The sequence below is a fragment of the Streptomyces sp. NBC_00038 genome (genome assembly GCF_026343635.1).
Lineage (GTDB): Bacteria > Actinomycetota > Actinomycetes > Streptomycetales > Streptomycetaceae > Streptomyces.
In genome coordinates this window covers 228387-247804 of record NZ_JAPELQ010000001.1, presented here as the reverse complement: position 1 = coordinate 247804, position 19418 = coordinate 228387, and the positions used below count along the sequence as shown (strand labels likewise).

General features: G+C 67.1%; 19 protein-coding genes and 4 pseudogenes. 11 read left to right on the top strand and 12 right to left on the bottom strand.

The window, feature by feature from the left end; translation table 11 throughout:
• Positions 1 to 41 precede the first annotated feature (41 nt).
• Positions 42 to 560: a hypothetical protein gene (locus OG219_RS01235; protein ID WP_266821923.1), complete on the top strand. Its 519-nt coding sequence runs from the start codon at positions 42 to 44 to the stop codon at positions 558 to 560.
• 156 nt (positions 561 to 716) lie between these two features.
• On the opposite strand, the gene OG219_RS01230 is transcribed toward OG219_RS01235, so the two are convergent.
• Positions 717 to 1295, bottom strand: a complete 579-nt coding sequence (locus tag OG219_RS01230) for a TetR/AcrR family transcriptional regulator (protein WP_266821921.1) — start codon at positions 1293 to 1295, stop codon at positions 717 to 719.
• A 395-nt stretch (positions 1296 to 1690) separates the two neighbouring features.
• Here OG219_RS01230 and OG219_RS01225 point away from each other — a divergent pair, with 395 nt between their 5' ends.
• The 5 genes from OG219_RS01225 to OG219_RS01205 all read left to right on the top strand — a co-directional run bounded on the left by OG219_RS01225 (position 1691) and on the right by OG219_RS01205 (position 6969).
• Positions 1691 to 2749 carry an NAD-dependent epimerase/dehydratase family protein gene (locus OG219_RS01225; protein WP_266821919.1) on the top strand — a complete coding sequence of 353 codons (1059 nt, stop codon included), beginning with the start codon at positions 1691 to 1693 and terminating at the stop codon, positions 2747 to 2749.
• A 343-nt stretch (positions 2750 to 3092) separates the two neighbouring features.
• Entirely contained in the window at positions 3093 to 4043 is a 951-nt protein-coding gene (locus OG219_RS01220; RefSeq protein WP_266821917.1) for an SDR family NAD(P)-dependent oxidoreductase, read from the top strand.
• Between the two features lie 392 nt (positions 4044 to 4435).
• The gene (locus OG219_RS01215) at positions 4436 to 5272 is read left to right on the top strand and encodes a maleylpyruvate isomerase family mycothiol-dependent enzyme (RefSeq protein ID WP_266821915.1); all 837 of its coding nucleotides are present in this window, start codon (positions 4436 to 4438) and stop codon (positions 5270 to 5272) included.
• Positions 5273 to 5406: 134 nt separating this feature from the next.
• Entirely contained in the window at positions 5407 to 6276 is an 870-nt protein-coding gene (locus OG219_RS01210) for an MBL fold metallo-hydrolase (RefSeq protein ID WP_266821913.1), read from the top strand.
• A 246-nt stretch (positions 6277 to 6522) separates the two neighbouring features.
• A complete protein-coding gene (locus OG219_RS01205) occupies positions 6523 to 6969 on the top strand; it encodes an SRPBCC family protein (RefSeq protein ID WP_266821911.1) in 447 nt (148 codons plus the stop codon).
• A 92-nt stretch (positions 6970 to 7061) separates the two neighbouring features.
• On the opposite strand, the pseudogene OG219_RS01200 reads toward OG219_RS01205, so the two are convergent.
• From OG219_RS01200 to OG219_RS01190, 3 genes and pseudogenes are all read right to left on the bottom strand, one after another.
• A pseudogene (locus OG219_RS01200) lies at positions 7062 to 7195 on the bottom strand (aminoglycoside phosphotransferase family protein); the annotation flags it as partial.
• 113 nt (positions 7196 to 7308) lie between these two features.
• Entirely contained in the window at positions 7309 to 7803 is a 495-nt protein-coding gene (locus OG219_RS01195; protein ID WP_266821909.1) for a GNAT family N-acetyltransferase, read from the bottom strand.
• Positions 7804 to 7934: 131 nt separating this feature from the next.
• Positions 7935 to 8441 carry a hypothetical protein gene (locus OG219_RS01190; protein WP_266821907.1) on the bottom strand — a complete coding sequence of 169 codons (507 nt, stop codon included), beginning with the start codon at positions 8439 to 8441 and terminating at the stop codon, positions 7935 to 7937.
• Between the two features lie 788 nt (positions 8442 to 9229).
• Here OG219_RS01190 and OG219_RS01185 point away from each other — a divergent pair.
• Positions 9230 to 9814 carry a GNAT family N-acetyltransferase gene (locus OG219_RS01185; protein ID WP_266835962.1) on the top strand — a complete coding sequence of 195 codons (585 nt, stop codon included), beginning with the start codon at positions 9230 to 9232 and terminating at the stop codon, positions 9812 to 9814.
• Here OG219_RS01185 and OG219_RS01180 read toward each other — a convergent pair.
• The 4 genes and pseudogenes from OG219_RS01180 to OG219_RS01165 form a co-directional block, all read right to left on the bottom strand.
• Complete coding sequence (locus tag OG219_RS01180) at positions 9811 to 9987, bottom strand: hypothetical protein (RefSeq protein WP_266821905.1); 177 nt, start codon at positions 9985 to 9987, stop codon at positions 9811 to 9813. The two genes, OG219_RS01185 and OG219_RS01180, sit on opposite strands and share 4 nt — an antisense overlap.
• Before the next feature lie 81 nt (positions 9988 to 10068).
• Positions 10069 to 10684: pseudogene (locus OG219_RS01175) on the bottom strand (IS5/IS1182 family transposase); the annotation flags it as partial.
• Between the two features lie 94 nt (positions 10685 to 10778).
• Complete coding sequence (locus tag OG219_RS01170; protein WP_266835961.1) at positions 10779 to 12230, bottom strand: amidase; 1452 nt, start codon at positions 12228 to 12230, stop codon at positions 10779 to 10781.
• A gap of 110 nt (positions 12231 to 12340) precedes the next feature.
• Entirely contained in the window at positions 12341 to 12640 is a 300-nt protein-coding gene (locus OG219_RS01165) for a hypothetical protein (RefSeq protein ID WP_266821903.1), read from the bottom strand.
• 290 nt (positions 12641 to 12930) lie between these two features.
• Here OG219_RS01165 and OG219_RS01160 point away from each other — a divergent pair, with 290 nt between their 5' ends.
• A complete protein-coding gene (locus tag OG219_RS01160) occupies positions 12931 to 13635 on the top strand; it encodes a chitinase (protein WP_323183253.1) in 705 nt (234 codons plus the stop codon).
• A gap of 147 nt (positions 13636 to 13782) precedes the next feature.
• Here the strand turns inward: OG219_RS01160 and OG219_RS01155 are convergent, their stop codons facing one another.
• The 3 genes and pseudogenes from OG219_RS01155 to OG219_RS01145 form a co-directional block, all read right to left on the bottom strand.
• Positions 13783 to 14559: a polysaccharide lyase family 7 protein gene (locus OG219_RS01155; RefSeq protein ID WP_266821899.1), complete on the bottom strand. Its 777-nt coding sequence runs from the start codon at positions 14557 to 14559 to the stop codon at positions 13783 to 13785.
• Positions 14560 to 14790: 231 nt separating this feature from the next.
• Positions 14791 to 15244, bottom strand: a pseudogene (locus OG219_RS01150) (helix-turn-helix domain-containing protein); the annotation flags it as partial.
• Positions 15245 to 15390: 146 nt separating this feature from the next.
• Positions 15391 to 16356, bottom strand: a complete 966-nt coding sequence (locus OG219_RS01145; protein WP_266821897.1) for a GlxA family transcriptional regulator — start codon at positions 16354 to 16356, stop codon at positions 15391 to 15393.
• 79 nt (positions 16357 to 16435) lie between these two features.
• Here OG219_RS01145 and OG219_RS01140 point away from each other — a divergent pair, with 79 nt between their 5' ends.
• Together OG219_RS01140 and OG219_RS01135 are read left to right on the top strand one after the other, a co-directional pair.
• Positions 16436 to 16783, top strand: a complete 348-nt coding sequence (locus OG219_RS01140; protein WP_266821895.1) for a DUF6616 family protein — start codon at positions 16436 to 16438, stop codon at positions 16781 to 16783.
• On the top strand, positions 16780 to 17442 hold the full coding sequence (locus OG219_RS01135) for an HD domain-containing protein (protein ID WP_266821893.1): 663 nt from the start codon (positions 16780 to 16782) through the stop codon (positions 17440 to 17442). Before OG219_RS01140 ends, OG219_RS01135 begins: the two co-directional genes overlap by 4 nt.
• A 143-nt stretch (positions 17443 to 17585) precedes the next feature.
• On the opposite strand, the pseudogene OG219_RS01130 reads toward OG219_RS01135, so the two are convergent.
• Positions 17586 to 17714, bottom strand: a pseudogene (locus OG219_RS01130) (IS5/IS1182 family transposase); the annotation flags it as partial.
• Between the two features lie 549 nt (positions 17715 to 18263).
• Here OG219_RS01130 and OG219_RS01125 point away from each other — a divergent pair.
• Positions 18264 to 19208 (top strand): nuclear transport factor 2 family protein, encoded by a 945-nt coding sequence (locus OG219_RS01125; RefSeq protein WP_266821891.1) that lies wholly within the window; start codon positions 18264 to 18266, stop codon positions 19206 to 19208.
• Positions 19209 to 19418 lie beyond the last annotated feature (210 nt).

Genomic DNA, 19418 nt, shown 5'->3' with positions numbered 1-19418 from the left:
CTGAAACCGCGATGAATGGGGGGTCGGCCACGCTCTGCCGCATGACGACAACGACAGCCCCGCGAGAGTCAGCGGCCCGGCAGGGGATCACCATGAACGGCCTGCGACTGATCCGCCGCCACGCGCCGGTCTTCGTGCGCTTCGCAGGGCTGGGCAGCGGGGTCACCCTGGCGGCCTCGGCGGCCCTGGTCCTGTTCGCGCAATGGATGCCGTGGATGGCGGCGAACGCGCTGACCACTGTCGCCTCCACCGTGGCTGCCACCGAGCTGCACGCCCGTGTCTCGTTCGGTCACGGCCGGCCCGGCTTGGCCGGCCACCTGAAGAGCGCGGCCACCATTGGCGCCGGCTGGCTGGTCACGTCCGGCGCGGTCGGTGTGCTGGCCGCGCTCCGCCCCGACGCCGGGCTCGTCCTGCAGCAGACGGTGTACCTGTCGGCCACCGCGCTCGTCGGGATCGGCCGCTATCTCGTGCTGCGTCTGGCCGTGTTCGCGGAGAGGGCCCCGCGAACGCGGACCGGCGGCGGCGTCCGGGTGCGTACCGCATACGACGCGGCGGCGTGAGGCCCGGCGAGAAAGCACTGTGGCCCACCGTGGCTTGAGCAGGCGGCGCGTCCCTCGGGGGCCCTGCAGTCCTCTATTCGATCCGGACGCGCCTGACCTGGACGCGGACGACGGCGGCGAAGATCCGTGGACTTCACCGGTCTTCATCCATGCCGCTCAGGACCGGGCGCGGATTCCCTCGTAGAGGAGGTCGAGCACCCGACTCACCTGATCGCGGTCCTCGAGCACAGGCGCGACCATGGCGATGCCGCTGAGGGCCACCACCACATCGTCCGGTTCGACCTCGGGACGCGTGGCTCCCGCCGCCGCGGTTGCCGCGAGCAGCGCGCCGACGGCTTCATCGACTTGCCCGCGGCTCTGCGCGAACGGGTCCCTGCCCGCGGCCACGACGGCTTCGAGCGCTTCCGTCAAGCCGATCTTGGTGGCCCAGTAGTCGACGAACCGGTCCATCCAGATCCGCAGGGCATCTTGGGGTGGCTCCTGCTCCAGCAGTTCCATCGCCCCGGCGCACACGGCATCCAGTTCCGAGCGGTAGGCCGCTTCGATGAGGTCTTCGCGTGCCGGGAAGTGGCGGTAGATGGTGCCGACACCGACGCCCGCCTCCTTGGCGATCTCGGTGAAGGGGACGTCGGGCCCTCGCTCGACGAACAGGTGCAGCGCCGCCTCGAGGATGCGGGCGCGATTGCGCTGCCCGTCCGCGCGCGGTCTGCGCTGCGTCGTCTCGGTTTTGGCCACAGTCACCCCTAGGAAGCGGAATCCATTCCATTTGCATGTTAACTCCCGGGCGGAGGGGTGTGGGCCAAGGCCGCAGGTCGGGCGGCTGGGAGCCGGCTCCCGCGGCGCTGGGTGCGCCCCGCCCGCGCCCGGACTTCAATCCGCGGCGCCGTCGAGCCCCCGCTTGCATCCGGAACGCATTCCGGTTAGCTTGGTCTTACCGGAATGAATTCCGGATAGCGGTACAGCTCCGCGACAGGGGCCCTCCCGAACATCCCTTGGCTGTTCGCCGTGGTGCGCCGACTGTCCACCGAGCGGAGCCGGACCCCGAAAACAACCTTCTGACGCCCGACGGGCAAGGCTGAACCAATAGCCCTCCGGCGCGGGCGCCACTCCACTGCGAAGGACTGAGTGCAATGAACACAGAAGACCTCTCATTCCCCGAGGACGAGAAGGTGCTGGTCACCGGCGGCAGCGGTTTCGTCGGCGCCCACACGGTCGCACGCCTGCTGCGCGAGAGGCATCAAATCCGGGTGGCGGTCCGGGGGCCCGCACAGGAGGCTCAGGTGCTGGCGGCGCTCCGGCAGGCCGGGGTCGACCGGGCGGACCTGCTGGAGTTCGCGGTCGCGGACCTCAGCGCCGACGACGGCTGGGCGCAGGCCATGGACGGGATCGCGCACGTCCTGCACCACGCGTCACCCTTCCCGCCCACTCCTCCCGAGACGGAGGACGAGGTCATCCTCCCCGCCCGCGACGGCGCGGTTCGGGTGATCGCCGCCGCCCGCAGCGCCGGGATCCCTCGGGTCGTGATGACATCCTCCTTCGCCGCGGTCGGGTACACCCTGACGCCCGACGACCACTACACGGAGGAGAACTGGACCGACCCGGACACCCCCGGGCTGCCCGCCTACCACAAGTCGAAGGTGCTGGCCGAGAGGGCGGCGTGGGACTACGTCAAGACCAACGGGGGCATCGAGTTGGCGGTCGTCAACCCCACCGGCATCTTCGGCCCCCAACTCGTGGACCGGCCCTCAGGCTCGATCGGACTGATCAAGGCCCTTATGGCCGGGCGGATGTCCGCCGCGGTGCCGGTCTGGAACTTCGGCGTCGTCGACGTACGCGACGTCGTGGACCTGCATCTGCGCGCGATGCTGCACCCGAAGGCCGCGGGCGAGCGATTCCTCGCCAACAGCGGATCGTCCAGCCTGTTCAAGATCGCGAACATCCTTCGCGAGCAATTCCCCGCCGCGGCCGACCGGTTGCCCGCGACGGAACTGACCATCGAGCAGGTACGCGAGGCCGCGAAGACCGAGCCCGCGTTGAAGGACGCAGCCGTTCTGGAGGGCCGGATCCCCAACATCAGCCACGAGAAGGCCAGTTCCGTCCTCGGCTGGGAGCCCCTGGACGTCAGGGACACCATCGTGGCTACTGCGGAGGCCCTGATCGAGCTGGGCGCGGTCACCCTGCCGGAGTAGGCAGTACCACGTCGTGACCGACGACGAGCTCGGTCGTCAACCGTGAAGTGGCGAACAGTCCGTGGTTGTCGGGGCAGTACGCCGCCTCTGTCACCACGTTCAGGGCCGGGCGCGGATCCCTCTCTGCAGGAGGTGGAGCACCCGGCTCACCTGTTCGTCCGGATCGACCTTGGGGTGCTTGCCCGGGCTGCGCGTCGCAGCCCGTCGAGCACCCCTTATATCCGGAACACATTCCGTTCAACTTGATCACGCTTACCGGCCCAGGTTCCGGATAGCGATTCGCCCCGCGTCGAAGGCCCGCAAACGCCTCCACGGGGCACGCCGACACCAACGGAGATCCCCCATGAACCCCCAGCAGCGCCTCACCACGCCCTTCGGCTTCCACAGCACCGCGAGCGAGGTCATCCAGGGCGTCGACCTCACCGGCAAGCGCGCCATAGTCACCGGTGCCACCTCCGGAATCGGCGTGGAGACGGCACGCGCCCTGGCCGGCGCCGGAGCCGACGTCACTCTCGCCGTCCGCAACGTCGAGGCCGGCCACCGTGTCGCCGAGGAGATCACGGCCAAGACCGGCAACCCCCGGGTGGCCGCCGCACCGCTTCAGCTGGCCGACCAGGCCTCGGTCGCGTCCTTCACCGACGCCTGGCATGGCCCGCTGCACATCCTGGTCAACAACGCCGGGATCATGGCGCTGCCCGAACTGCAGCGCAGCCCCGAGGGCTGGGAGCTGCAGTTCGCCACCAACTACCTCGGGCACTTCAACCTTGCCCTCGGCCTCCACAAGGCGCTCGCCGCCGCGGGCGGCGCGCGCCTCGTCTCCCTGAGCTCCATCGGCCATCTCTTCTCCCCGGTCGTCTTCGACGACATCAACTTCGAGCGCCGCCCCTACGAGGAATGGGCCGCCTACGGCCAGGCCAAGACGGCCAACTCGCTGCTGGCCATCGAAGCGGCCACGCGCTGGGCCGACGACGGCATCACCGCCAACGCCGTCATGCCCGGCGGCATCCGCACCGGCCTCCAGCGCCACCAGGAGGGCAACATGACGCCGGAGATCGAGGCGGCCTTCGACGCCTTCGCCTGGAAGACCGTCGAGCAGGGCGCCGCCACCTCGGTGCTGGCGGCCGCATCCCCGCTGCTCGCGGGCGTCACCGGCCGCTACTTCGAGAACTGCAACGAAGCCGAGGTCCACACCCACCTCGACCCCACCGCCACGACCGGTGTGCTCCCGTACGCACTCGACGCGGGCGACGCGACGCGGCTGTGGGACGTCGCCACCAAGATGCTCCACGGGTAAGACGCTCCGCCCCTGAAAGGAACGCGCTCGGGGGTGGCCCGCTCAACACGTCGTCTGCCGCCGCCGAGGACGGCGCGGTCGGCATGGTTGGCATGGTTGGCTACTCAGCGACCAAGGCCGAGCATGTGGGGGATGACGCTCCCCGCCGCTGCCCTCGCAGGCCTCTACGCCTACCGAAACAGCTCCCCTTCGAGGGCGACGCGTACCGAGAGGGCGCAAGTCAGCTCGCCGACCGCTACACCACGAACTGCCGCGAAGTTCCGTTGTCCGGACCACGCCCGAGGCCGGGCAGGACCGTGGCACGCGAGGGCTTGTAGCCCGGCCTTGAGTCTGATTGGGTACGGCGCGCCGGATACGCGAGGGGCGCGAGATGGCGGGAGGGAACAGCCAACGTGCAGCCTACGGCGCAGCAGCACATCCACGGGCCTCTGCCCGAAGGGCTCGCACGAGCGATACATGAGACTGCCGGTGACATCGCCACGCTGTTGAAAGGCACCTCCGACACGACCGTTCCCGTACCGGATTCGCAGTGGACGGTCGGCGAGGCGGCCGCCCATCTGGCGCTGGCCAACGAGCTCATGGCCGACCTGGCAGCCGGGCACCAACGTCCCTACGGCGACGGCACGACGCAGAGCCTGGCCGCAGCGAACGCACAGGCCCTCGCCTCGTTCGGGGAGCGCGGGGCGGAGCCGCTGGCATCGATGATCACAGAACAGGCCGACGCGTTCCTCGACGCGGCGGATCGGGCCGCCGCCGACGAGAGCATCGTCGGCCCGGCACTCGTCACGCCCCTGGGCCCCATGGACAGGAACGTTCTCGCGTCCTACCTGCTGACGCACATGCTGGGCCACGGCTACGACCTTGCCCGTGCGCTGAACCGCCCCCACATGATCGACCGCGACCGTGTCGGGCTGTGCATGCCGTTCATGCTCTCGGTCATGCCGCGCGTCGTCGATTCGGCAGCCGTCGCCGACCTGACTGTCCGCTACGCCATTCGCCTCCGCGGCGGCGCGGCGTTCGGCGTGAGCCTGGGCGACGGAGCTGTGCACGTGACCCCGACGACGTCGAGTCGTCCGGACTGCACCATCCTGATCGAACCCGTCGCCTTCCTCCTCATAGCGCTGGGCCGTCGCAACCCGTGGAGGGCCATCGGGCAGGGGCAGGTCGTTGCCTGGGGACGCAAACCCTGGCTCGCGCCCCGTTTCCCGACCCTGTTCACGGCGCCCTGATTCCAACCGGCAGGTTGCTCCCTGGCACTTGATGTGCGGTGATAGCGTCCCGGCCGAGGACGAGAGCGCCATGTCTTCCGGACGAGCCGTGCGCCACACCCGGGGCGCCAAGAGGTCGCACTTCAGGAGGCATTGTGTCCGGTGCGGGCGAACTCGGCGGCAAGCAGCTCAGCGCAGAGCCACTAGGCGTCGACTGGATTCACGGGTCGCCGTCCGCCAAGCACAACACCGACCCCGATCTTCAAGTGCACTGGTACGACGAGCACACGGTGTTGCTGAGACAGAACAAGGCGATCAACTACGAGGCTCCGTTTCTGTACGTGCTGTTCGGGAATCGCCAGGCGGTCCTGATCGACACGGGTGCCACAGAGTCAGCGGATTTTCTTCCGGTACGCCGGACTGTCGATGACCTCGTCGAGACGTGGCTGGCTGGTAACCCCCGTGACTCGTACGGCCTTCTCGTACTCCACACGCACTCGCACAGCGACCACGTCGCGGGCGACGGCCAGTTCCTCGACCGGCCGGACACGATCGTGGTGGGTGGCGATCGGGATGCCGCCTGGACATACTTCGGGTTCGCCGACGACCCGGAGGCGGTGAGGCCGCTCGATCTCGGGGGGCGGGTACTGGAAGCGCTCGCGACCCCGGGCCACGACGCTGCGGCCATCACCTTCTACGACCCGTGGACCGGGTTCTTGCTGACGGGAGACACCGTCTACCGCGGACGGTTGTACATCGAGGACTGGTCGGCATTCTCACGGAGCATCGACCGGCTGATCGCATTCGTCGACCACCGTCCCGTCACCCACGTCCTGGGCTGCCACATCGAGATGACACGCGAGCCTGGTGTCGACTACCCGATCCGCACCACGTACCAGCCAGACGAACCCCCGCTGGAGATGACCCCGGCCCACCTGCACGCCGTGCGCGCGGCCCTGGACGAAGTCGGGCCTCAACCCGCCCGACGTGCGTTCGCCGACTTCATCCTCTGGCCCAAAGAGTGACGGACAGACGCGCCGGACTCCCGCCTTGAGTCCAAGGGTGCGAAGGGCGAGCCGGGGAGGTGTCCTCCGAACCGTGGCGCCCGGCGACGGCGCGACACCGCCCAACGCTGCGCCCCCATTGGACAGGGCCGTGTCGGCGTCGTAGCGCTCATGAGACGCACGGATTGAGCCGCGCCGATAGGCTGATGGGGCTCGGCAAAACGTGCACTCAGCCAGAACTCCAGCGAACGCAGCACAGGAGGAATCGTGGCCGGTCAGTTTGAGGCGACAGCCGAGATCAACCGCCCTATCGAGGAGGTTTTCGCCTTCCTCTCCGACGGCACGAACGACCCCAAGTTCAGCCCGAGGGTCCAGGCGATCACGAAGGCTCCGGAGGGGCCGACGGCAAAGGGCACGGTCTTCACGAGCACGGTCAAGGACGCCGGCATGAAGACGGGCCGGACGTTCCGGATCACCGAATTCGACGCTCCCCACCGAATCCGCTGGACGGAGACCTCGAAGAACATCGTGACGGCGGACGAGGGTGGCTATGACCTGGAGTCCACCGGTCCGGGCACGACCAAGGTGAGGATCTTCAACAACCTCGAAGGCCACGGCATCGGAAAACTGCTGGTGGGCTTCGCCCTGGGTGCAGCACGCAAGGACGCACCCGCGTTCGGGCAGCGAATCAAGGCGGCGGTGGAGGCGTCCTGAGCGACTGGCCCCCAGGTGCGGTGATCCCTCGGTTGAACCACGTGGAATGGTGGTCGTCGAGAGGGCTCGCAAATGCCCAGCCGCGCACGAATCGGGACCGGCGCCAGAGCCATCACCTCGACCTCGACGTCGATCCGCGACTGATCGGCGTCCACCTTCAGGAACACATCGCCGACGCGCAGAGTCGCGGCTCGGAATAGGCGTCGAGGACTTCGACCTCATCCATGGGCGACCGGTATCCCGGGGACAACCGCCGACGTCGCCGGGTATATCGCCACACACCGATGATCAGCGGTGGCCGCAGCCTTCCCGCAGCCGACCCACGAGCAAGATCAAGGTCTATGGCTGGAGGTCGCGCTGGTACCAACCGCCTGACTTGCCGCCGAGATCGGCCGGGGTGGCAGGGCCAACCGGGACGAACCCTGCCTTGGCCAAGACTTTCTGGGACGCGGCATTGTCGTGGGAGGTGGCCGCCCGCAGTGTGAGCAGGCCGTGCATCGCTGTCGCCATCCGGCACAGCTCCCGGACGGTCGCGGTCGCCACGCCGCGGCCGGCGACCCGCTCCGCGACCCGGTAGCCGAGTCTGGCAGTGCCGTCCTCCAAGTCGTACAGGTTGAACCTGCCCAGTACCGAGCCGTCCTCGGCGACGAGCACGTAGAAGGCGCACACGCCGGCCTCCTGCTCGGCCAGCGAGGCGTTGTACCGGTCGGTGAACTGGTCGAAGAAGTCGTCGCCGCGGTCGGAGATCGAGGCAGCGAAGTAGCCGCGGTTCGCCAGCTCGAAGGCCAGGACCGCCGGGGCGTGGCCGGCATGCAGCCGCTTCAGCTCGGGCATTGCCCGACCCTACCCAGATGGTGCGCTGAGGCCACATGAGTTTCCGCCAGCGGCAGACTGCCTTGGTCTTGGGGCTGGTTCCAGGGCCTCAGCAAAGTCGGGTGAGGATGTCCGGTTTCGGGACGGGTGCTTTAGCTCAGCGAGTGACGCAGGTAGCGCGACTCGGGTGGCCCGAAGGTCAGCCCGTTCTCGTCGAGGGCGTTAGCGATGGTCAGTTGGCCGTGGGGGAAGTGGAAGCTGACGGCGACTGTTCCCTGGGCCATGTCGGTCCCAGCCCATTCGAGGAGCTCTACGTCCTGAAGACGCTGGCTCTGGAGGGCGTGCAACTCGGGGCGTATGTCGTGGCGCCACTGGAGATCGAAGTCGGGCCACAGGACCGGGCGGTGGGTGTCGACCGTGTTCCAGGTGATCGAGAGGTCGTCCAACTTTGCGTGGTTGATCTCAACCTGCTCTCCGGTGAAGTCGAGCAGGACGGGGCAGTCGGAGAACCACTCGTCGTCCTGCACGTCCCAGACCAGCCAGGCATGGGTCAACGGGCGGCCGATGAGCGCATGCAGTGGCCGGCCGTGGGCTGCCAGGACCGCGGAGCGGCCGTTCAGCCAATGAGGCCGGTAGTTTTCGATCCCGAAGTCGAGCACCCCGGGATCCTCTCAGAACGAGACATCTCGCAACTTTGCCGAGGCCCCGGGATTGGTTCGGGAACCTCACGACGACGTTCTGGCGGGCTGGAGCCTGATTCACGTCGCCAGATGTGAAGAACGCTCCGGCGATTTCCCACAGGCAGGCAAGCACTATGCGCGCGCCGTGGAGATCGGTGCCCGAATCCACCAGCACGCGATGGTCCAGGAGGCCGAGGTGGGACTCGCGCGGATCCCCGGTCCCAACTAGGACTTGTCCGGCCCATCCTGCAACAGAGGTAGATGGAGACAGCGGTGTTTCCTATCTACTGAGGGGCTACAGAGGCGCCAATTGCACCCCGTCTGTGAACGGGCCACCCACCTGTTCGGCGAGCCAATGGACGCGGGCGATCTGGTCGTCGTTCCGGTTCCGGACGTCCAGATCCCACCGAACCGCCGCGGGCCTCCGACGAACTGTGCTCCTTGTCGCCCGCCGCCCGCCATTCGAGGTCGGGCAGTACGTGACGTACTTGCGAGGACTGCAGCCGCAGCAGAGTTACTCATCTCGTCACCGTAGACGGCACTCCCAGACTGGGTGTGACGTCGTTCAGCGGCCCGGCATGTTGGCGTCGAGCGGACCCAGTTGGTAGAGGTTCTGTGGCTTCCCGACGCTCTTACCGAATGTCTGGTCGGGGGCGCTGGTTGAAGGCAGGCACGATCTGCTGGTAGGCGGTGCCTTGGTCGTGAGGGCCGGACGTGATCGGATATTCGGTGTTCTGCCCGCCCCATGAGGACACAACATGGTGCGCATGACTTTGGCCACCCCCGTAGTGAACACCGCTCGCCTGCGACTGCGACCCTTCACCGACGCCGACGCGGACCCACTGTTCGCGCTGCACAGCAGCACCGACGTGATGCGCTACTGGGACTCCCCGCCGTGGACCGACCGGGCCCGCGCCGAGCGATTCATCGCGATGTGCCAGACGATGGCGGACGAAGGCACCGGGGCGCGGGTGGCCATCGACCGTGCTTCTGACCGGGCCTTCGTCGGCTGGTGCGTTCTGGCCGAATGGAACCCGGACTACCGCAGCGCGTCGTTGGGCTACTGCCTCGCCGAGGCGATGTGGGGCCACGGCTACGCGACGGAGGCAGCACACGCCCTGCTGCAGTGGGCATTCGACACACTGGACCTGAATCGAATCCAGGCCGAGACCGACACGCGCAACGTGGCATCTGCCCGGGTCCTGGAGAAGATCGGATTCAGGCGTGAAGGGACGCTGCGGGAAGACTGCGTCGTGAACGGCGAAGTGTCCGACTCGTGGGTGTTCGGATTGATCAGGCGAGAGTGGCGGCCGTCGGCCGTGCCGATTCCAGCCCACGCAAAGCGGCGCTAAGCCCGTTTCTGGCAGAGACCGCGTCCGGGTCGAGTGAGGAAGACTTGACGGGCGAGGCGTCCGAGGCAGCTGAGGGTGACGTTCATGGCCGGGTCGTCCGTGGGCATGCCGAGGAGTTCGTGCAGCTCACGGACGCGGAACGCCTGGTCGGGGTGGGTGCTGAAGGCGTTCACGATGACCTGGTAGGCGGGGGTCAACTCAGGCGGTGGTCTCGTCGTGCTGGGCCTGGAGGTCTGCCAGGAGTTCGTTGATGTTCATGCGGCCAGTCCGAGGGTGTCGCGCCACGCCGACTCGGGGTGGTGAGGCGGCGGGTCATGTTCGCGATGGAAGCCCAGTAGACGCGCGAGGCTGAGGTGTCTGGTCGGTGGTCGTACTCACGGGCGAGGCGCCGGTGAGGGTGCAGGGTGCCGTTCGTCTGCTCCACCACCTACCGCTCCGGCTGCGGGACGAAGCCCTTGCCCTGGTCGGCAGGTTGCGGCGGACGATGTCGACGGTGATGTCGAGCATCGCGCCGTGGATGACGACTTCGTCGTTGAAGCCCTGCTCCACCGGGGCTTTCTCCAGGCGGTGCCCGCATGGTTCGGCGGCCTGGTCGAGCAGAGTGGTGACGACGGCGTTGTCGTGGGCGGACGCGGCCAGCACGACGACACCGATGACCAGCCCCATCACATCCACGGCCAGCCCCCGCTTGCGGCTCGGCACCTTCTTGTTGGCGTCCAGTCCCGTCGTGGTCTTCAGGACACCGGCTGCCGCGCGGACCGACTGGGTTTCGATGACCACGAGGGACGGGTCCTCCAATCGCCGGGCTCTCTCCCGCACTTGGCAGCGCAGGAGTTCCTGGATCCGCTGGTCAAGCTCGTCCTCGCGCCACAGGCCTAAGTCCCGGTGATGAATCCGTTGCGCCGCAGATACTGGCCGCGACGGCCGCCGTACCTCGTCCTCGACGGGTACCCGGTACGACGCGTTACTTCGGTGCCTGGAAGCCGCCGATCTGCTGTTCGAGCAGGTCGGCCAGCCGCAGTGTGGTGCGGTCCTCGAACATCGGACCTATGAGCTGCACGCCCACCGGCAGACCCTCGCAGGACCGACCCGCGGGTATCGCGGTGGCGGGCAGGCCGGGCATGGTGGCCAGACCGGCCCAGACGAGCTGGTCGAAGTACGGGTACTCGACGCCGTCGATGTCGAGCCGACGTTCCAACAGATCAGGGTTGTGGTCGTGCGGGAACGCGGGAGTCGGCGTGATCGGACACACCACGGCATCGAACTCGCCGAACAGCTGCCGCCAGCCGTGGCGGTGGAGCTCGCGACGGTTGTTCACCTCGATCCAGTCGCGGTGGCTGCACACCATGCCGCGCAGCCGCGCCGCGTCGAGACTCTGGTCGTGTGCGCTCAGTCCGGCGGCGCGGGTCCGCAGCTGCTCGTACGCGTCGACGGGGAAACGCGCAACGGAGCCCGAAAACAGCAACTGCGTGTAGAGCGTCCCGGCTTCGGTCAGATCGGGCAGCAGCGCACTGTGCCGTTCGACGCGGGCGCCGCCGTCGACCAGCGCGTCGGCCACCCGGTGCACGCCCGCGCGCACAGCGGACCCGGTCGGAATGAGCGGATGCTCGTCGAGGACCAAGACCCGGAAGTCGCGGAGCCGTTCGTGGCGCGCGGGCGGCAGCGTCACGTGGTGCGCCACGCCGAAGGTCAGTGGGTCCGGTCCGGCCATGACGTCGAGCAGGAGCGTGAGGTCACGGGCGGTGCGCGCCATCGGACCGACGACGGCGAGGTCGAGGTCGACCGGCAATGCCGGCTCGGACGGCGGGACCATACCGCGGTTCGCGGCCAGCCCGAGTGTCGGCTTGTGCGCGTAGACACCGCAGAAATGCGCGGGGGTGCGCAGCGAACCGGCGAGGTCGGAGCCGATGGACAGCGCGCCGAACCCGGACGCCAGGGCCGCCGCCGATCCACCGGAGGATCCGCCCGAGGTACGACCGTGATCCCACGGGTTGTTGGTGGTGCCGTAGATGTCGTTGAAGCTCTGGATGTCTTGTAGTCCCAACGGCACATTGGTCTTACCGAGCACCACCGCGCCGGCGGCTTTGAGCCGCGACACCTGTACCGCGTCCTCGGCCGGTACAAAGTCCCGGTACTGCGGCATGCCCCAAGTCGTGGGCATCCCGACCATGTTGTAAGACTCCTTGACTGTCACCGGAATACCCAGGAGCGGCCGATCCTCGCCCCGGCCGAATTCCTGGTCGGCACGACGCGCAGCCGCCCGGGCACGATCGAAGTCAGACACACAGATCGCGTTGATCACTCCCTCATCCCGCTCAATCCCAGCGATCGCCGCCTCAGTCAATTCCACCGAGGACACTTCACCAGCGCGCAACGCGGCCGCCAACTCTCCGGCCGACCGAAAATTCCAATCCATGAATCCGACGCTAACGGACCGCCCTGGAGGCCATAAAATTCCGCTTCCCGCAACGGAAAAGTCTTCGAACACTCGCCTGGCGGGGGCGAGTGCGAGTCCGGGGCCGGGGATCAGGGCAGGTATTCGTCCGGGTACAGGAATGTGTCGTTCTCGGCGTAGTAGATGACTGCCTCGCATGCCTGTTGCGCGGAAGGAATGGCCCCGTCATGGTGCGCACGCCAGGTTTCCAGGACGTCGCGGATCAGGACGGCTTCCAGGAGGTACGTGCGGCCCTCTGTATCTGGCTGGCTTGTGCCTTCCCGGTTGGGGGCAGCCATCGCGTCGCTCTGCGCAGTCCAGGGCTCGCTGGCGAAGACGGTCAGGCCGTCATCCTTCACAGTCAGTTGGCTGACCAGTTCCTCAAGTGTCACGGGTACTCCGGCTCGGCTCGTCGGCTAACTGAGAGTCCCATGTGGCGCGTGGTTTGGGGTTCGTGGAAGGTGCCGACGTGGAGCATGGCGAACAGGACGTTGATGCGGTGACGGGCGAGGCGGAGGACGGCTGACGGCGGACGCCGCCGAGCGGGACGCACCGTGGGAACCACGCCTAGGACGGTCTGGCGCTGGGAAGGGGTAGCCCTGTCAGTCGATCACCCCCCATCGCCGCGAACTCCCGTGGCTCCAAGGAGAGATGACTCATGCTCAGATTAAGGAGCAGGACCATGCTGGCCGCCCTGACCGCGCTGTGCGGACTGCTTTTCACGGCCGCCGCTCCCGCTCAGGCCACCGCCCCGGCCCGGCACGGTTCCCGATTCGTGGTGAGCGAAGTGCAGTTCGAGCGGATGTTCCCGGACCGGAACTCCTTCTACACCTACGACGGGCTCCTCGAAGCCACCGAGGCGTACCCCGCCTTCGCCCGCACCGGCAGCTGGACCGTCCGCAAACAGGAGGCCGCAGCCTTCCTCGCCAACATAAGCCACGAGACCGGCGGTCTGTTCTACGTCCGGGCGCAGAACGAGGAGACCTACCCGATCTTCTGCGACGCCACCCAGCCCTACGGCTGTCCGGCCGGGACCTCCGCGTACTACGGGCGCGGGGCAATCATGCTGAGCTGGAACTTCAACTACAAGGCCGCGGGCGACGCGCTGGGCCTCGACCTGCTCAACAACCCCTGGCTGGTGGAGACCGATCCGGCCGTGGCCTGGATGACCGCGCTGTGGTACTGGAACACCCAGACCGGCCCCGGGACGATGACCGGGCACGACGCGATCACCGGCGGTCACGGCTTCGGACAGACGATCTGGAGCCTCAACGGTTCCACCGAGTGCAACGGCGGCCGGCCCGACCAGATGCAGCACCGGGTGGACCTCTACCTCGCGTTCACCGACATCGTGCACACCGCGCCCGGCGCGAACCTGACCTGCTGACTGGAAGGCGCACGGGGGCAGTTGCCACATCGGCGGATCTCCACCGCACCTGACGAAAGACCGGACGGCCCGGAGTTTCGGCAACACCGGGCCGTCGTGGGGCTGTCGATCTCTTGGGCCGGGTCGCGTGTGCGTCCCCCGCCTCCGTCAGCCGTGCGAGACGTTCAGCCCGTAGAACGCCACCCGCGCGCCCTTCGTGGTGCTGTCGGAGGACGACTGGTTGTAGGAACCGGCCTTGAAGTACTGCTTGTACGGGAAGAACGACGACGGGATCGTGTAGCGCGTGGAGCTGCCGTTGACCGTCAGGTTGATGGTGTTGCCGCCGGATACGGCGATGGTGTAGCTCCACGTCTTGCCGACCGATACATGGCCCACGGTGTGCAGTGTCTGGCCGCCCGCGGGGGAGTTCTCGGTACCGACGACGATATCGCCGTTCGACCGGTAGTACAGCTCCACCAGCGGCTTGGTGGAGGAGCCGCCGGAGCCGAGGTGAATCTGCCCCACGCACACGTTGGACGTCACCGACACCACGCGCAGAGTCGCGCTCAACTTGTGGCTGCCGCTCAACGACCAGTCCGCCGCACTGCCGTTGCGGTTCATCTCACGCAACTCGGAGCGGGCGTAGTTGGAGTTCGGGGTGGTGACGCCCTTCTCGGGTGCCCAGAACGTCATTGCTCCGTCGCGGGTGTCCGTGTAGAAGTACGAGTCCTGGAAGCCGTTCGCGCCCTGCAGCCGGGACGAGGATATGGTCGTGGGACTGCCGGGTGACCCCACGGGCTCCTGCAACTGCCAGACCGACAAATCGAAGTTGCCGCCGGGAGCGACCTTCGGATCTGCGGCGCCGGCGCTTGATGTGCCCAACACGGTGACCACGGCGACAGTGGCCGCGACGGTGGACGTCGCGAGAACTCTGGTACGGATCATGGTGCCGTCCTTCGGGATGTGGGGGAGGACAAGCCGAGTTCAGGAATGTGAACGACTGGTTCACCTGTGAACCGGTGTGTCGAGACGGTAAAGGTCTGAACCAATGCCGTCAAGAGTCCTGTTCCTCAGCCCCGACTCACGGTCCGGTTACGCACGACCCCATTGCCGCGGCACGGTTCCCAGACCCTTTGGTGCCTCCAGCGGCGACTCGCTATCTGGCCTGGTCGAAGGCGCGCCGGTGCCGAGGCCGATGTCGGTGGCGATCTGTTCGACGCTGTGCTGTGAGCGTTCGAGTAATTCGCGGGCCAGGTCGATGCGGGCGCGCATCACCCACTGCATCGGCGTGTAGCCGGTCTCCTCGGCGAAGCGCCGGGAGAATGTGCGCGGCGAGACCCCCGCCTGCCGCGCCAGTATGTCGAGGGTGAGGGGCTCGTCGAGCCGGTGCAGTGCCCACTCGCGGGTGACGGCGAAGCGCTCGCCGAGCGGCTCGGGGACGCTGCGCGGCACGTACTGGGCCTGGCCGCCGCTGCGGTAGGGGGCCCGACCAGGCGCCGGGCTGCGTGACTGGAGGTGGCGCCGGCCGAGGGGCGGCCTGTGGTGGGTCGTCACGGTCCGGGAACCGGCAGCCGGGGACGAAGGCGATGTCGGCCTACTCAAGCGCGTCGAGGCCATGGGCGACGTGGTGAAAGGGGGTGCTACTTCGATGGATCTTGCTTCGGCACACCGAGACCCACACTTTGGACGTCGCCAACATGACCGCACAGGGTGAAGTTATGGCCGCCCTGTTTGCGACGGTTCTTCGGCCCTCTGTTCGGAGGCAGAAGGCAGCAGTCAGGAGGCGAAGGTTCGGCGGTATCTCGACGGGCTGGTCCTGGTCATCGCGGTGAAGTGGATGCGTAGTGACTCCGCGGAGCCGAAGCCGCATCGGTGGGCGATGTCATCGATACCGAGGCGAGTGGTCTCGAGGAGTTCGCGGGCAGAGGCTACGCGTTGCATGGCCACCCACTTCATGACGCTCGTTCCGGTCACGGCCTGGAATCTGCGGCGCAGCGTTCGTGTGCTCATGTGGCTGTGCTGGCTAACCGACTCGAGGGTGAGCGGCTCGTCGAGGTGTTCCAGAATCCAAGTGATCACGTCGGTGATCTCGGGGTCACCGCCGGGTGCGGTGTGCTCGATGAACTGGGCCTGTCCTCCTTCGCGGCGGGGAGGGCTGACCAGGAAGCGGGCCATGGTGTTCGCGGCGGCCTGACCATGGTCGAGCCGTAGGAGATGTAGGCACAGGTCGGTTCCGGCGAGGACGCCCGCGGAGGTGAAGACGCCAGTGTCCTCGACGTAGAGCTCCGCTTCGCGGAGCGTGACCGACGGATGGCGCTCTCGCAGCAGTCCGGCCCAGTACCAGTGGGTGGTGGCGCTGCGGCCGTCCAAGATCCCGGCTGCCGCCAGGGCGAAGGCGCCCGTGCAGATCGACACCATCCGACTCCCCCGGTGGTATGCGTCACGCAGGCGTTCGACCAGCTCAGCGTCTGGAGGCTCTGTGGGGTCTTGCACTCCGGCGACGATCACGGTGTCCGCCGTATCCAACCGGTCGAGCGGCTCAACCTCGCGGGGCACCAGCGAGTTCTCCGCGGGAACAGGACTCACCAAGGTCAGCTCATAGGGGGCACCGCCGGGCCAACGGGCGGTCACGTAGTCCGGCCAGTGGCCGAACACCTGCTGGGGAACGGCTACGTCCAGCAGCACGTAGCCCGGCTGCACCACTACGGCGACCTTGGCCGGATCTTTGGGATTACTGTCCATCTGGCCATCGTAATGGTGACCTGGGACTTTCTAGGCTGGTCTGGTCATGTCGATCGCGAATAGTGAGGAGATGCGCAACATGCACGTTGTGATCGAGACATGGACCCCGAAACCCGCCTTCTTCGCCGCCGACGAGGAGACGCTGAACAGTCTGTTCACAGGGATGCAGGAAGCCATCAAGCAGCTCGAGGAAATCGGCGTTGTGACGCTCGGCTGGGGCAGGGTGGAACCGGCCCCGCAGTCCACGTCCTACGAGTGGTTTGCGATCTGGCAGGCCCCTTCGAGGGAAGGAGCCGATGTGTTCCTGGGCGGTGTCGAGAGTTCCGGCTGGTACAACTACTTCGAGCAGACCAACCTCGTGGGTGAGCTGCGGTCGGTCGACGTCGTCAGCGCCGAGGTCCGGGCACTGGAGGCAGGGGTCAAATGAGCGTGCTCGACAATCTGCCGGAGGAGATCGGACGGTGGCCGCGTACAGCGGCTACGGAGGCCGCTATTGCCTTCACTGCCGAGCACGCTCCGGAATGGCTGCTCAACCACAGTGTCCGCAGCTACTTCTATGCTCGCAGTATCGCCACCGCCATGAACCTCGTTGCGGGTACGGACTACGACGACGAGACGCTCTTTCTCGCCACAGTGCTGCACGACATTGGCCTGACCGACGCAGGGCAGGGTCCGAACCGGTTCGAGGTGGACGGTGCGTTCCGGGCCGCTCGCTTCGCCCGGGAGCACGGGCTGTCCGATGTCGCCGCCGACCAGATCTGGGATGCGGTGGCGCTGCACACCTCCTCGGGCATCGCGCCTCACAAGCATGTGATCTGCGCTCTCGCGCAGTACGGCATCGGTGCCGACATTTTCGCTTTCGGTGTCGAGAACGTGGACCGGGCGGTACTGGACGCGGCGCACGCGGCATTTCCGTATCTGGACCTGCGCAAGAACATCCATGATCAGCTGGTCCATCAGATCGACGAGAAGCCGTCGAAGTGGGTGCCGCTGTCGTTCGTCGACACCGTGTACCGCAAGTACCGGCCCGACAATCCGTTCCCCGGCCTGGATGAGCTGCTCGCCGGCCCGGTGCGTCCGGACTGACGATGTCTCGCGGTGGCTGAGGTCGACTGTCGTGGCCGTTTGTCGGCCCGGTAGCCGTGACGAAGAGGACGCGGAGCCAGGCACCCCGTGTGCCTGGCTCCGCGCCTGCGTTCACCTGGCATCGCGGTCCTGCAGCTCGCCGCGACGGCCAGAACCAGGCCGAGGCCGTCTACCACCAGGCGACGCTTGCGGCCGGCTACCCTCTTGCCGCCGTCCCAGCCAGATGCCGAGTCCGGGATGTTCGTGGCCGTCGGGCGCGGCGAACGGCCCTCCTTGGCCACATAGCGCACCGTGTCGATCATTTGCCGGTGACAGAAGCCCTCCGGTCGCCAGCCCCGCCCCTCCAATCAGGCCCGAACCGGCAGCATCGCCTGGACGACCTGCCACTCCGCCTCCGACACGTCTGAGACGTAACTCGGGGCGTGGTCCGGGCCTGGATGCCGTATTGGCGAACCTGTGCACGAGACTGGCACACGACGGGGAAGCCCTGTTGGGCTCCACTCACGCGGACGCCGGGCACTGTGGCAACAGGGCCTCCTGGTGCTCGGATTGGCTCGCACCCCCGAAGTGCTATGGGGCCTTGCCGACATGCCCCGCCCCTCACTCGATCACCCGATCGGGAGGCCTGTTCGACCAGGCCAGCTCCGCAGTCGCCGCCTCGTCGGCCGTTGGTTGATGCCTCGCAATCTCGCCTCGGGTGGCCGAAAGTATGTACTTGAAGTCTCAAGTAGTCAGTGTTTGTATGGCGCCGTTGATGTTTCAACTTTGAAACGTAAAACGTATCCATCTGCCTGCCCAGTGGGATCGGAGATCTGAGCACCATGACCGTCACCAGCCGCAGTACCCTCGCTGCCACATTCGTGGCTGCAGCCCTCACCGCCGCCATAGCCGTGCCTGCCACCGCGGCAACTCCGCCAGCGGCCACCGTCCGGCACACCGGTCACCCCGCTGCCCCTTGGGACGGCGAGAACGCCGGCCTCCAGTACCAGAAATCCGTCGCCGTCGCGGTCCTCAAGGGGCTGTTCGAGCGGGGAGACACCCAGGTTGTCGACCGCAATGTGCGCCGGGACTACATCCAGCACAATCCGACGCTGCCCAATGGCATCGATGCGCTCAAGAACCTCGGCGTTGCCATCCATCAGCAGTTCCCCGACGCCAGGTTCAACGTCAAGCAGGTGATCTCCGAGGGTGACCTGGTGATAGTGCATTCTCACGTCCAGCTGACCCCGGACGACCGCGGCGGCTCCTACTACGACATCTTCCGTTTCCAGGGCGGAAAGCTCGCTGAGCACTGGGACGTGATTCAGGATGTGCCCGCGGTGTCGGTCAACGGCAACGACATGTTCTCCACCGTCAGTCAGCCTCCGGCTCACCAGACCGGACCCCGGTGGCTGACGACTGCGAACAAGCGGTTGGTGACCGGCTTCGTCGATCAACTCTTGGTCCGCAAGGACCTGTCCGCCATCGACCGCTACGTCACTCCCGACTATCACCAGCACAACCCGACCATCCCGGACGGTGTCACTGGGGTGAAGGCCGGACTGGGTGCGTACTTCAAGCAGTACCCGCAGCTGACGGTCACTCCCAAGCGGATCATCGCCGAAGGCGACCTGGTGGCCGTGCACAGCCACTACGTCAACGCGCCCGGCGAGCGGGGTACGGCGGTACTTGACCTCTTCCGCGTGCAGAACGGAAGGATCGTCGAGCACTGGGACTCTCTTCAGGAAGTCCCGGAGACATCGGCAAACGACAACACGATGTTCTAGCCGAAATACCAGCCGGTGCCAGCCGGTACGGGACTAGGCCTCGACATGAGTTTGGGTGGCACCCGCGGACGGTGTCATTGCGAAGCCTCGCAAGTGAGCGGCGGCGTCGTTGGCGTCGGGCCAGCGGCGCTTTGCCGTGACAGGGTCCGCGAACCGCGTAGGACGGATGTGGAACCGCGCTTGCGACCCCGACTCAAAACGCCATGACTC